At 71.2% G+C, this 12986-nt stretch carries 12 protein-coding genes; 6 read left to right on the top strand and 6 right to left on the bottom strand.

From position 1 onward, the window contains the following. On the top strand, positions 1–731 hold a 731-nt coding region (locus GA0115242_RS15825), incomplete at its 5' end, for a dihydrolipoamide acetyltransferase family protein (protein ID WP_141721607.1). 76 nt (positions 732–807) lie between these two features. On the opposite strand, the gene GA0115242_RS15820 is transcribed toward GA0115242_RS15825, so the two are convergent. Further along, positions 808–1710 carry a D-alanyl-D-alanine carboxypeptidase family protein gene (locus GA0115242_RS15820; RefSeq protein ID WP_093828860.1) on the bottom strand — a complete coding sequence of 301 codons (903 nt, stop codon included), beginning with the start codon at positions 1708–1710 and terminating at the stop codon, positions 808–810. Positions 1711–1919: 209 nt separating this feature from the next. On the opposite strand from GA0115242_RS15820, the gene GA0115242_RS15815 reads away from it, so the two are divergent. Beyond that, positions 1920–2582, top strand: coding sequence for a GntR family transcriptional regulator (locus GA0115242_RS15815; RefSeq protein ID WP_093828858.1), 663 nt, complete (start codon positions 1920–1922; stop codon positions 2580–2582). Then, positions 2579–3883, top strand: coding sequence for an MFS transporter (locus GA0115242_RS15810; RefSeq protein WP_093828856.1), 1305 nt, complete (start codon positions 2579–2581; stop codon positions 3881–3883). Before GA0115242_RS15815 ends, GA0115242_RS15810 begins: the two co-directional genes overlap by 4 nt. A gap of 70 nt (positions 3884–3953) precedes the next feature. Here GA0115242_RS15810 and GA0115242_RS15805 read toward each other — a convergent pair whose 3' ends face one another. Both GA0115242_RS15805 and GA0115242_RS15800 read right to left on the bottom strand, forming a co-directional pair. Next, entirely contained in the window at positions 3954–4778 is an 825-nt protein-coding gene (locus GA0115242_RS15805) for a maleylpyruvate isomerase family mycothiol-dependent enzyme (protein ID WP_093828854.1), read from the bottom strand. A 326-nt stretch (positions 4779–5104) separates the two neighbouring features. After that, the gene (locus GA0115242_RS15800) at positions 5105–5599 is read right to left on the bottom strand and encodes an LURP-one-related/scramblase family protein (RefSeq protein ID WP_093828852.1); all 495 of its coding nucleotides are present in this window, start codon (positions 5597–5599) and stop codon (positions 5105–5107) included. Positions 5600–5703: 104 nt separating this feature from the next. Here GA0115242_RS15800 and GA0115242_RS15795 point away from each other — a divergent pair, with 104 nt between their 5' ends. Further along, positions 5704–7578 (top strand): NHL domain-containing thioredoxin family protein, encoded by a 1875-nt coding sequence (locus tag GA0115242_RS15795; protein ID WP_093828850.1) that lies wholly within the window; start codon positions 5704–5706, stop codon positions 7576–7578. On the opposite strand, the gene GA0115242_RS15790 is transcribed toward GA0115242_RS15795, so the two are convergent. The 3 genes from GA0115242_RS15790 to GA0115242_RS15780 form a co-directional block, all read right to left on the bottom strand. Next, complete coding sequence (locus tag GA0115242_RS15790) at positions 7566–7811, bottom strand: DUF6458 family protein (protein ID WP_093828848.1); 246 nt, start codon at positions 7809–7811, stop codon at positions 7566–7568. The genes GA0115242_RS15795 and GA0115242_RS15790 overlap by 13 nt on opposite strands. Before the next feature lie 123 nt (positions 7812–7934). Further along, positions 7935–9224 (bottom strand): M18 family aminopeptidase, encoded by a 1290-nt coding sequence (locus GA0115242_RS15785; protein WP_093828846.1) that lies wholly within the window; start codon positions 9222–9224, stop codon positions 7935–7937. Positions 9225–9388: 164 nt separating this feature from the next. Beyond that, entirely contained in the window at positions 9389–11215 is a 1827-nt protein-coding gene (locus GA0115242_RS15780) for an acyl-CoA dehydrogenase (RefSeq protein WP_093828844.1), read from the bottom strand. A gap of 142 nt (positions 11216–11357) precedes the next feature. On the opposite strand from GA0115242_RS15780, the gene GA0115242_RS15775 reads away from it, so the two are divergent. Next, the gene (locus tag GA0115242_RS15775) at positions 11358–11822 is read left to right on the top strand and encodes an SseB family protein (RefSeq protein ID WP_093828842.1); all 465 of its coding nucleotides are present in this window, start codon (positions 11358–11360) and stop codon (positions 11820–11822) included. A gap of 142 nt (positions 11823–11964) precedes the next feature. Then, complete coding sequence (locus GA0115242_RS15770; protein ID WP_093828840.1) at positions 11965–12942, top strand: pirin family protein; 978 nt, start codon at positions 11965–11967, stop codon at positions 12940–12942. Positions 12943–12986 lie beyond the last annotated feature (44 nt).

The following is a 12986-nucleotide window of genomic DNA, read 5'->3' as shown; positions in this document are numbered from 1 at the left end:
CGGTCGCCTCCTTCGACGGCGCCCGCGAGACCCGCGTCCCGGTCAAGGGCGTCCGCAAGGCCACCGCGCAGGCGATGGTCGGCTCGGCCTTCACCGCGCCGCACGTCACCGAGTTCGTCACGGTGGACGTCACGCGCACGATGAAGCTCGTCCAGGAGCTGAAGGAGTCCCCGGACACCTACGGCACCCACGGGCTGCGGATCAACCCGCTGCTGCTGATCGCCAAGGCGTTCCTGGTCGCCGTCCGGCGCAACCCGGACATCAACGCCTCGTGGGACGAGGCGGCCCAGGAGATCGTGCTCAAGCACTACGTGAACCTCGGCATCGCCGCGGCCACCCCGCGCGGGCTGATCGTCCCGAACATCAAGGACGCGCACGCGAAGACGCTGCCGCAGCTCGCCGAGTCCCTCTCCGAGCTGGTGGCGACGGCGCGCGAGGGCAGGACGTCCCCGGCGGCCATGCAGGGCGGCACGCTGACCATCACCAACGTCGGCGTCTTCGGCATCGACACCGGCACCCCGATCCTGAACCCCGGCGAGTCCGCGATCCTCGCGGTCGGCGCGATCAGGCTCCAGCCGTGGGTGCACAAGGGCAAGGTGAAGCCGCGGCAGGTCACCACGCTGGCGCTCAGCTTCGACCACCGGCTGGTGGACGGGGAGCTGGGCTCCAAGGTGCTGGCCGACGTGGCGGCGGTCCTGGAGCAGCCCAAGCGGCTGATGACCTGGAACTGACCTTCCGGGCACGGGACATGACGAAGGGGGCCTCCGCCGGTGCGGAGGCCCCCTTCGGCGCGCTGTGCGGTGGTCGTCAGCCGGCCGTCGCGAAGCCGTAGTTGAGGAGCTTCGTCGCGTCCGTCGAGCGCACGGAGGCGCTGGTGGAGGCGAGCACCGTGCCGATGACGGTCTTGCCGCCCCGGGTGGCGGCGAAGACGAGGCAGTACTTCGCCTCGGGGCCGGAGCCCGTCTTCACGCCGATGGTGCCGCTGTAGCTGCTGAGCAGGGTGTTGGTGTTGGTCCAGGCGGCCATGGTGCGGGTGCCCCCGGTCTTGGTGACCGTCTTCGCCGTGTACGACTTCGTCTTCACGACCGTGCGGAACGTGGAGCTCTTCATGGCGCTGCTGGCGAGCTTCGTCAGGTCGCGCGGCGTCGAGTAGTTGGAGCCGCTGCCGATGCCGTCGAAGGAATCGAAGTGCGTGTTCTTCAGGCCGAGCGACTTGGCGGTGGAGTTCATCTTGCCGATGAAGTTGGCCACCCGCTTGGCGCGCGTCGTGCCGGTGCCGAACTTGTCGGCGAGCGCGTAGGCGGCGTCGCAGCCCGACGGGAGCATGAGCCCGTACAGGAGCTGACGGACGGTCACCTTGTCGCCGACGATCAGCCGCGCCGAGGAGGCGTTCTTGGAGACGATGTAGTCGCTGTAGGCCATCTGGATCGTGACCTTGGAGTCCAGGTTCAGATTGGCCTGCGAGAGCACGACCTTGGCGGTCATGATCTTGGTGGTGGAGCCGGTGGAGCGCTTGGTGTCGGCCGCCTTCGAGTACAGGGACTTGCCGTTCGCGTTGTTCATCACGTAGCCGCCCTTGGCGGCGATCGTGGGCGTGGCGACGGCCTGCGCGGGTGCCGCGGTGAGGGCTCCGGCGGCGAGCATCGCGCCTGACGTGACGGCGACGGCTGCGGCTCTGCGGATACGGATGCCCTTGATGCCGTTTATCAACTGAAGTACCCCGATTGTGTTGAATGCGCCTGCGGTGCGGCCGAGTTGGAGGGCAGAGCAGAAAGGCCGCATGAGTAAGACACGTATCTAGCACGGATGGTTGTGCAACGAATGAGGCGGGTCGGGGTTCTGTGACGGCGTTGATACAGAGCGCGTCCGCATGCTGGACCGATCCCCTCATGCGTACGTGATGTATCTATCCTGTCGGCATGCCCGCAGTCCCGCTCGCGCCCGTCAAACAGCCACCCGCCGCCGACCGCGTCTACACCCACGTCAAGCAGGGCGTCCTGGAACGCCACTACGAGGGCGGAACGCTCCTCACCGAAGGCGAACTCGCCGACGCCGTCGGGGTCTCCCGCACCCCGGTGCGCGAGGCGCTGCTGCGTCTTGAGGTGGAGGGGCTGATCCGGCTCTACCCGAAGAAGGGGGCGCTGGTCCTGCCGGTGTCCGCGCAGGAGATCGCCGACGTCGTCGAGACCCGGCTGCTCGTCGAGGTGCACGCCGCCCGCAAGGCCGTCCCGGCGCCCGCGGGGCTCGTGGAGCGGCTGGAGGGGCTGCTCGCCGAGCAGAAGGCGCAGGCCGCCGCCGGTGACCTGGCGGCCGCCGCCGTCACCGACCGCTGCTTCCACGCCGAGATCGTCCGCAGCGGCGGCAACGAGATCCTCTCCCGCCTCTACGACCAGCTCCGCGACCGGCAGTTGAGGATGGGCGTCGCGGTCATGTACTCGCACCCCGACCGGATCGCCAAGACCCTCGCCGAGCACGAGGAGATCCTGGACGCGCTGCGCGCCGGGGACGCGGAGGCCGCCGTGGACGTCGTCCACCGGCACGTCGGCTGGTTCTCGCACCTGGCCCGGGGTGAGGTGCGATGAGCGGCTCCTCCACGGTCTCCCTGCCGGGCGACCCGCCCGGCGGCCGGCGCGCGATCGCCGTCTGGTGCATAGGCGTCGCGGTCTACTTCGTCGCCGTCATCTTCCGCACCTCGCTGGGGGTGGCCGGGCTCGACGCGGCGGACCGCTTCCACGTCAACGCCTCGGCGCTGTCCACCTTCTCCATCCTCCAGCTCCTGGTCTACGCGGGCATGCAGATACCCGTCGGCCTGCTCGTCGACCGGCTCGGCACCAAGAAGGTGCTGACCATCGGGGTGGTCCTGTTCACCGCGGGCCAGCTCGGCTTCGCCTTCTCCCCCTCCTACGGCACCGCGCTCGCCTCCCGCGCGCTGCTGGGCTGCGGCGACGCGATGACGTTCATCAGCGTGCTGCGGCTCGGCACCCGCTGGTTCCCGGCCCGCCGCGGCCCGATGGTCGCCCAGCTCGCCGGGCTGGTCGGGATGGCGGGCAACCTCGTCTCCACCCTCGTGCTGGCCCGGCTGCTGCACGGCGTCGGCTGGACCGCCGCCTTCGCGGGCAGCGCGGTCGCCGGTCTCGTCGTCCTCGTCCTGCTGCTGCTCTTCCTCAAGGACCACCCCGAGGGGCACGAGCCGGAGCCGTTCCCGCACCAGGGCGCGGCCTACGTGCGGCGGCAGATCGCCGCGTCCTGGCGGGAGCCCGGCACCCGGCTCGGGCTGTGGGTGCACTTCACGACGCAGTTCCCCGCGATGGTCTTCCTGCTGCTGTGGGGGCTGCCGTTCCTGGTCCAGGCGCAGGGCCTGACCCGGGCCGAGGCCGGTGAACTGCTCACCCTGGTCGTCCTGTCCAACATGCTGATCGGCCTGGTCTACGGCCAGGTGGTGGCCCGCCACCACGCGGCCCGGCTGCCGCTCGCGCTGTCCACGGTCGCGGCGACCGCCGTGGTGTGGGCGGCGACGCTGGTCTACCCCGGCGACCACGCGCCGACCTGGCTGCTGGTGGTGCTCTGCGCGGTGCTCGGCGCCTGCGGCCCCGCCTCGATGATCGGCTTCGACTTCGCCCGCCCGGCCAACCCGCCCGAGCGTCAGGGCACCGCCTCCGGCATCACCAACATGGGCGGTTTCGTGGCCTCGATGACGACGCTGTTCGCGATCGGTGTGCTCCTGGACGCCACCGGCGACAACTACGCGATCGCCTTCTCGGTGGTGTTCGTCCTCCAGGCCGTCGGCATCACGCAGATCCTGCGGCTGCGCACCCGGGCCGCGCGCCTGGAGCGCGAGCGGCTGGTGGCCAGCCGGGTGGAGACGGTGCACGTCCCGGCCTGAACTCCCGCACGGCGCGGGCACGGTGAGGGGACGGCGGCGGCCGGCCGGCGTCCCCCGGTGCCCCGTCCCGCTACTGCGTGACCGTGAAGTTGCGCAGGATCGCCGCCGTCAGACGGGGGTCGCCGTCCGCCTTGACGCGGTCCGCGACCGCCTCCGTGGTCACCCGGCCGCAGGCCAGGCGCACGTACGTCTCCCAGTCCAGCGCGAAGCTGGCGGCCGGGCCGAGGGCCGGGGCCGTCTCCAGGGTGCCGCGGCCCTGGATGTCGATGCGGATCGTGCGCAGGAACTCCACCGGCCCGTGCACGTCGAAGACGACGGCCGAGCTGCGCGGCGCCTCGGCGTCCTCCGCGACGACCTTGGGCAGCGCGGCCAGCAGCACGTCCCGGGCGACCTGGGCGCCGGGGGAGTCGAGGTTGCCGGGGACACCGAGGGCGGCCCGCAGGTCCTGCTCGTGCACCCACACGTTGAACGCGTGGGTGCGCATCGACTCCTCCAGGGTGAGGTCGGTGCCGAAGGGGCTGCGCACCTTGGTGCCCGGGTCGCGCGTCTCGTTGCGCAGCTGCCGGTTGCGGCGGATGACCGTGTACTCCAGCTCGGAGGTCATCTCCGGGGAGGTGTGGTGACGGCGGACGTCGACCTGCATCTCCATGTAGCGCTGGCTCTCGTTGGTCACGTGGAAGAGGTCGCGCGGCAGCGTGTGGATCGGGCGCGGGTCGCCGAGCATCTCGCAGTCCAGGCCGATGAGATGGGAGACCAGATCCCGCACCGACCAGCCTGGGCACGGCGTCCGCCGGTTCCACTCACCCTCGACGAGCGGGGCGACCAGCTCCGATATCGCGTCGATGGAGTGGGTCCAGGCGTCGGCGTAGTGCTGGAGAGTGGGATGCAGACTCACGGAACGGGACCCCTCGGCGGTCGGTACACGGGCTGGTGACGGCGGCGGTGCCAGTGGGAGGTGACTCTCGGCGGGTGTCTTGCGACCCCCCGAGTCCTCGCCCTGGCTCGAACAGGGGGGACCCCCAAGTTACGCTGCTGTGAGGCACCCCGGCAGTGCTTTCGTGTGACGATCGTAGGCCCGTGCGGGCGGGCCGAATGCCAGGACGATGGTAGTGTGCGCGCCCTCCGTCCCCAGACCGCCGTAGACGCGGGCGAATCGGTCGCCACGCGCGACGGCGGGCGGGACGCCCGCCCCGCCCGCCCCACCCGGTCCCGCCGGCCCGCTCAGTCGTCCTCCCGCTCCTTGTCCGCCAGGTGGATCACGCACACCGCCACCGCGATCAGCAGCGCCGGATCGGCGTCGTCGCGGACCACGTCGATGCCGTAGGTCTCGCGCAGGTGCAGCCAGCGGCGGGAGATCACGGCGAGGAGCTCGCCGTCGAACTCCACGGCGAACTCGCGGTCCAGGATCTTGCCGCTGACATCCAGCTCGGTGCCGTCGGAGAGGGCGACCCGGTAGTGGTTGCGCAGCAGGGACAGACGTTTGCGCTTGATGGTCGCGAGGGCTTCGCCGTCCCGCTGGACGACCATGGTGTCGCGCAGCGCGAACATCTTCTGGTGGATGTCGATCAGGACGCGCCCGCGGGTGTCCTTCAACTCGAAGGTGTCCCGCAGCCGCATGGCCTTGCCGTCGACGAGGAACACCTTGTTGCCGTGGTCGTCCTCGATCCAGTAGTCGTCACCGAAGCCGAGGAGCCGGTCGCGTACGAGGAATCTCATGTCTGACGGCTTCCCCGCCGGCGCCCGGGGAACGCCGGTCGTAGCCCGTCGGACTGAGCGGGCCGCCCGCGAGCGGTGTCCGAGGGGCGTGGCACCCTGGATCCATGAACGACTCCACTCCCCGGCGCGTGCGCGTCCGCGCCCCCGAGCTGGTCGGCAAGGGCGGCTGGCTGAACACGGGCGATCACCAGTACACCCTCGCCGACCTGCGAGGACGCATCGTCGTCCTGGACTTCTGGACGTTCTGCTGCGTCAACTGCCTGCACGTCCTGGACGAGCTGCGGGAGCTGGAGGAGAAGCACTCCGACACGGTCGTGGTGATCGGGGTCCACTCGCCGAAGTTCGTGCACGAGGCGGAGCACGCCGCCGTGGTGGACGCCGTCGAGCGGTACGGCGTGGCCCACCCCGTCCTGGACGACCCCGAGCTGGTCACCTGGAAGCAGTACGCGGTCCGCGCGTGGCCGACGCTGGTGGTGATCGACCCGGAGGGGTACGTCGTCGCCCAGCACGCCGGTGAGGGGCATGTGCACGCCATCGAGCGGCTGGTGGCGGAGCTGGAGGCCGAGCACGCGGCCAAGGGCACCCTGCGGCGCGGCGACGGCCCCTACGTGGCGCCCGAGCCCGAGCCGACCGTGCTGCGCTTCCCCGGCAAGGCGATCGCGCTGCCCGGCGGCACGTTCCTGGTCAGCGACACCACCCGGCACCAGCTCGTGGAGCTGGCGGCGGACGGCGAGAGCGTGCTGCGCCGCATCGGCTCGGGCGCCCGCGGGCTGGCCGACGGCCCGGCCGCGCACGCCGCGTTCAGCGAACCGCAGGGCCTCGCCCTCCTCGGCGACGGCGCGGTGATCGTCGCCGACACCGTCAACCACGCGCTGCGGAGGGTGGATCTCGCGACCGGGGACGTCACCACGGCGGCCGGCACCGGCAGGCAGTGGATGCAGGGCGACCCGGCCTCGGGCCCGGCCCGCGAGGTCAGCCTCTCCTCGCCGTGGGACGTGGCGGTGTGGCAGGGCCTGGTGTGGATCGCGATGGCGGGCGTGCACCAGCTCTGGGCCCTGGACCCGGCCGACGGCACGGTCCGGGTCACCGCGGGCACCACCAACGAGGGCCTGGTCGACGGCCCCGGCGCCGAGGCCTGGTTCGCGCAGCCCTCGGGGCTCGCGGTCTCCCCCGGCGGGGAGCGCCTGTGGCTCGCCGACTCCGAGACCAGCGCGCTGCGCTGGGTGGACCGCGGGGGTGCCGTCCACACCGCCGTCGGCACCGGGCTCTTCGACTTCGGGCACCGGGACGGCGCGGCCGGGCAGGCGCTGCTCCAGCACCCGCTGGGCGTCACCGCCCTGCCGGACGGCTCGGTCGCCGTCGCCGACACCTACAACCACGCCCTGCGCCGCTACGACCCCGCTACCGGCGAGGTCACCACGCTCGCCACGGACCTGCGCGAGCCGAGCGGCGCGGTGCTGTCCGGCGCGGACATCGTCGTCGTGGAGTCGGCCAGGCACCGGCTGACCCGGCTGCGGCTGCCCGAGGAGGCGGTGCGGGTGGAGTCGGTGGCCCACCGCACCCGGCGCGCGGCCACCGAGGTCGCCCCCGGCACGCTGCGCCTGGACGTGATCTTCCAGGCCCCTGCGGGGCAGAAGCTCGACACCCGCTACGGGCCCTCGACCCGGCTCCTGGTGTCGTCCACCCCGCCCGGCCTGCTGCGCGCGGGCGAGGGCGCGGGCACCGGGCTGGCCCGGGTCCTTGAGCTGGACCCGGCGGTCACCGAGGGTGTCCTGCACGTGTCGGCGATGGCCGCGTCCTGCGACGACGACCCGGCCAACCCGTACCCGGCGTGCCATGTCCACCAGCAGGACTGGGGGGTGCCGGTGCGGCTCGCCGAGGGCGGCGCCGACCGGCTCCCGCTGGTCCTCGCCGGGATGGACCCGGAGCAGGACGACGCGTCCGGCGCGGCGCCGGACGCCGGGGGTCAGACGCCGTAGCCGTCGCTGTAGCCGTCCCGGCGGTGGCGCTCCTCCTCGACCACCGGGGCGGCGGAGGGCACCACCACGCGGCGGCGCCGGGCGATGCTGCTGAAGGTGGTCACGCCGATCAGGCCCACGATCATCAGGATCACGCCGACCAGATGCAGGTTGACGCCCTGCATGTGCCAGTCGGTCGCGAACGTGAGAATGGCTCCCGCAGCGATGAGGATGATGCATCCACCGAGGCCCATGAGTGTCGCCCCTCTGTCCGGCCGAGTCCGGGTCCGGTCTCTCCGGCCCGGAACCCGGGTACCCCGGCCGCCAACACCCATGCGCCCAATGCGCACTTGACGCACCGTCGTGCGCCGGGCGGGCTATCCCCGCAGGAACGCCACCAGCGCGTTCGCCAGCAGATGCGGGTCGTCGGTGCCGCAGAGTTCGCGGGCGCTGTGCATGGAGAGGATCGCGACGCCGATGTCGACGGTCCTGATGCCGTGCCGGGCCGCGGTGATCGGGCCGATCGTGGTGCCGCAGGGCATCGAGTTGTTGGAGACGAACGACTGGAACGGCACCCCGGCCCGCTCGCACGCGGCGGCGAACACCGCGCGCCCCGAACCGTCGGTGGCGTAGCGGTTGTTGACGTTCACCTTGAGGATCGGGCCGCCGTTGACCCGCGGGTGGTGCGTCGGGTCGTGGCGCTCGGCGTAGTTGGGGTGCACGGCGTGACCGGTGTCGGAGGAGAGGCAGACGGTGCCGGCGAACGCCCGCGCCCGGTCCTCGTAGGAGCCGCCGCGGGCGAAGACCGAACGTTCCAGCACGCCGCCGAGCAGCGGGCCGTCCGCGCCGGTGTCCGACTGGGAGCCGTTCTCCTCGTGGTCGAAGGCGGCGAGCACCGGGATGAAGGGCGGCTCGCCCGCGGCGGCCGCGGTGAGGGCGGCGACCCCGGCGTGCACCGAGAGCAGGTTGTCCATCCGGGGGCCCGCGACCAGCTCGTTGTCGCGGCCCAGGTAGGCGGCCGGCTCCACGGAGTGGGTCATCAGGTCCCAGCCGGTGACGTCGCCGGGGGCGAGCCCGGCGGACTCCTCCAGGAAGGAGATGAGGTCGCCCTCGCGGACGTCGCCCAGGCCCCAGATCGGCTGGAGGTGGCGCTGCTTGTCGAGCTTGAGACCGTCGGCGGTGACGGACCGGTCCAGGTGGATGGCGAGCTGCGGGACCCGCAGCAGCGGCCGGTCGATGTTGACCAGGCGGGTCGAGCCGTCTCTCAGGCTGAGCCGTCCGGCCAGGCCGAGGTCCCGGTCGAGCCAGGAGTTCAGCAGCGGGCCGCCGTAGATCTCCACCGCGACCTGGCGCCAGCCGTGCGCGCCGGTGTCGGGCAGCGGCTTGACCCGCAGGTTCGGTGAGTCGGTGTGCGCGCCGACGATGCGGAACGGCGTGTGGGGCGCCGCGCTCTCGGGGACGTACCAGGCCACCAGCGCGCCGCCGCGCAGCACGTACCTGCCGCCGCTCGTGCCGTCCCAGGCGTCCGTCTCCGCGACCTGCCGGAAGCCTGCCTTCTCCAGCCGCTCGGCGGCGCTCGCGACCGCGTGGTACGGCGACGGGCTGGCCGTCAGGAAGGACATGAGGTCGTCGGTGTGGCCGCGGTCGAAGCGGTGGGGTTCGCTCATGGGTTCACCTTAACGACGTACGAGGGCCCACTCCGCGTGCCCGGAGCGGGCCCTCGTGAGGGCGATGTGGAATTCTGGCTACCCCGAACGGGCGCCGCCTGAACGCGGGCTCGGCTGGGCTCCTCGCGCCCGCCGGGCCCCGCCGGGGTCGGCTCCGCGTCGTCCTAGAAGGCGGCCTCGTCCAGGTCCATCAGGTCCAGGTCGACGCCCTCGGCGAGCTTGCGGGCGCCGGTGACGCCGGGCAGCACGGTGGCCGCGAAGAACTTCGCCGCCGCGATCTTGCCGGTGTAGAAGGCCCGGTCCTTGCTGGAGGCGGTCTCCAGCTTCTCGGCGGCGACGGCCGCGCCCTTGAGGAGCAGGTAGCCGACGACGACGTCGCCCGAGGCCAGCAGCAGGCGGCTGGTGTTCAGGCCCACCTTGTAGATGTTCCTGACGTCCTGCTCGGTGGCGGCGAGGTCGGTCAGCATCAGGCCGACGATCGCCTCCAGCTCGACGGCGGCCTTCGCGAGGTGCTCGCGGGAGCCGGCCAGCTCCTCGCCGCCGGTGGCCAGCGCCAGGAACTTCTTGATGTCCTCGGCGAGCGAGTTCAGCGCGGCGCCCTGGTTGCGGACGATCTTCCGGAAGAAGAAGTCCTGGCCCTGGATGGCGGTCGTGCCCTCGTAGAGGGTGTCGATCTTGGCGTCCCGGATGTACTGCTCGATCGGGTACTCCTGGAGGAACCCGGAGCCGCCGAAGGTCTGGAGCGACTGGGCGAGCTGCTCGTAGCCCTTCTCGGAGCCGTACCCCTTCACGATCGGCAGCAGCAGGTCGTTGAGGGCGTGCTCGGTCTTCGCGTCCTCGCCCTCGGCCTCCTTGACGGCGATGGCGTCCTGGACGGAGGCGGTGTAGAGCACCAGCGCGCGCATGCCCTCGGCGTACGCCTTCTGCGTCATCAGAGAGCGGCGGACGTCGGGGTGGTGGGTGATGGTGACCTTGGGCGCGGTCTTGTCCATGAAGTGGGCGAGGTCCGGGCCCTGGACCCGCTCCTTGGCGTACTCCAGCGCGTTCAGGTAGCCGGTGGAGAGCGTCGAGATGGCCTTCGTGCCGACCATCATGCGGGCGAACTCGATGATCCGGAACATCTGCCGGATGCCGTCGTGCCGGTCGCCGATCAGGTAGCCGACGGCGGGGTGGCGGTCGCCGAAGGTCATCTCGCAGGTGTTGGACGCCTTGAGGCCCATCTTGTGCTCGACGTTGGTGGCGTAGACGCCGTTGCGCTCGCCCAGCTCACCGGTCTCGAAGTCGAAGAGGTACTTGGGCACCAGGAAGAGGGAGAGGCCCTTGGTGCCGGGGCCCGCGCCCTCGGGGCGGGCCAGGACGTAGTGGAGGATGTTCTCCTCCATGTCGTGCTCGCCCGAGGTGATGAAGCGCTTCACGCCCTCGATGTGCCAGGAGCCGTCCTCCTGCCGGACGGCCTTGGTGCGGCCCGCGCCGACGTCGGAACCGGCGTCGGGCTCGGTGAGGACCATGGTGGAGCCCCAGGTCCGCTCGACGGCGACGGCGGCCGCCTTCTTCTGCTCCTCGGTGCCCTCCTCGAAGAGGATGCGCGCGAAGGCGGGGCCGGAGGAGTACATCCAGACGGCCGGGTTGGCGCCCAGGACCAGCTCGGCGTAGGCCCAGATCAGGGAGGGCGGCGCGGTGGTGCCGCCGATCTCCTCGGGCAGGCCGAGCCGCCAGTACTCCGACTCCATGAAGGCTTTGTAGCTCTTCTTGAAGGAGGCGGGGACCGGGGCGGTGTTGGTCTCCGGGTCGAAGACCGGGGGGTTGCGGTCGGCGTCCGCGAAGGACTCGGCCAGCTCGTTCTCGGAGAGGCGGGTCAGCTCCTCCAGGACGCTTTTGGCGGTCTCGGTGTCCATCTCCCCGAAGGGTCCGGTGCCGTACAGCTTGTCCCGGCCGAGCACCTCGAAGAGGTTGAACTCGATGTCGCGGAGATTCGACTTGTAGTGCCCCATGGCGACAGCTCCGTAGAGAGATCGGCGAGGCACTGGATCCTCGCGCCCGTTCACATACCAGCAAGTAGCTACGATGATGCTACCCGTCGGTAATAAGAAGCAAGCCCGATCCGGCCATCTGTGACTGAGTACTCTTTCGAACATGTACGGCTACGACCAGAACGTGGGCGCCCAGCAGCAGTACACCCCGCCGCAGCAGCAGATGCCCGGCGGCTACGGGCAGCAGCCGCCGCTGTACCCCGAGCCGTCGCCGCCGTCGCTCGCGGACGCGGTGCGGGCGTTCACCACCGGGCAGATGGCGGCCGAGGACTTCCAGCAGGTCTTCGCGACGTCCAAGGTGTACTGCCCGCGCGGCGACAACCCCGGCTTCCTCGCCCTGCACAACACCCAGCAGCCGGTGATCCCGATGTTCAGCTCGCTCAAGGAGCTGCGCCGGTACGCGGGCAAGGAGTCCAAGTACTTCGTGATCACCGGCGCCGAGGTGATCGACCTGCTGCCGACCGGATACGGGTTCGTCGTCGACATGGAGGGGGAGCACCGGATGGTCTTCGACGCCAAGGCCGTCGAACAGATGGTCGATTTTGCGATGCGCCGCATGTACGGCTGAGAGGACGCCCGCGCGCCAGCGCGGACGGCCGGCGGACCGCCCCGTCGTCGGAGCCCGGAGGGAATTCCCTCCGGGCTCCTCGTGTTGGGGGTGGCAGAAAGTTCAACGCTCAACTAAAGTGGCCGTACAAGGAGGTACCGACATGCCTGCAGTGACCGTCGAGAACCCGCTGACGCTTCCGCGCGTGACCGCGCCGGCCGACGCGGTGGCACGCCCCGTGCTCACCGTCACCACCGCGCCGAGCGGTTTCGAGGGCGAGGGCTTCCCGGTGCGCCGGGCGTTCGCCGGGATCAACTACCGCCATCTCGACCCGTTCATCATGATGGACCAGATGGGTGAGGTGGAGTACGCGCCGGGCGAGCCCAAGGGCACCCCGTGGCACCCGCACCGCGGCTTCGAGACCGTCACCTACATCATCGACGGCGTCTTCGACCACCAGGACAGCCACGGTGGCGGCGGCACCATCACCAACGGCGACACCCAGTGGATGACGGCGGGCTCCGGCCTCCTGCACATCGAGGCGCCGCCGGAGTCCCTGGTCGTCTCGGGCGGCCTCTTCCACGGCCTCCAGCTGTGGGTGAACCTCCCGGCCAAGGACAAGATGATGGCCCCGAAGTACCAGGACCTGCGCAGCGGCGAGGTCGGGCTCCTCACCACCCCGGACGGCGGCGCGCTGATCCGCGTCATCGCCGGTGAGCTGGACGGCCACCAGGGACCCGGCGCCACCCACACGCCGATCACGATGATCCACGCGACGGTGGCACCGGGCGCCGAGCTGACCCTGCCGTGGCGCGAGGACTTCAACGGCCTCGCCTACGTCATGGCGGGCAGGGGCTCGGTCGGCACCGAGCGCCGCCCGGTCCACCTGGGCCAGACCGCCGTCTTCGGCGCCGGGTCCTCGCTGACCGTCCGCGCGGACGAGCGGCAGGACGGCAACACCCCCGACCTGGAGGTCGTCCTCCTCGGCGGACAGCCCATCCGCGAGCCCATGGCGCACTACGGCCCGTTCGTCATGAACACCCGCGACGAACTCCAGCAGGCGTTCGAGGACTTCCAGAAGGGGCGCCTGGGCACCGTCCCCGCCGTCCACGGCATGACCCCCGGCGGCCCCCAGCAGTGACACCGGCCCGGCCGCGGCCCCGGAGCCCCGCACCCGCGCGGCAC

Origin of the sequence: Streptomyces sp. SolWspMP-5a-2 (genome assembly GCF_900091845.1) — a bacterium.
GTDB lineage: Bacteria > Actinomycetota > Actinomycetes > Streptomycetales > Streptomycetaceae > Streptomyces > Streptomyces doudnae.
Note: the sequence above shows the minus strand (reverse complement) of the source record. Positions and strands in the feature narration are given on the sequence as shown.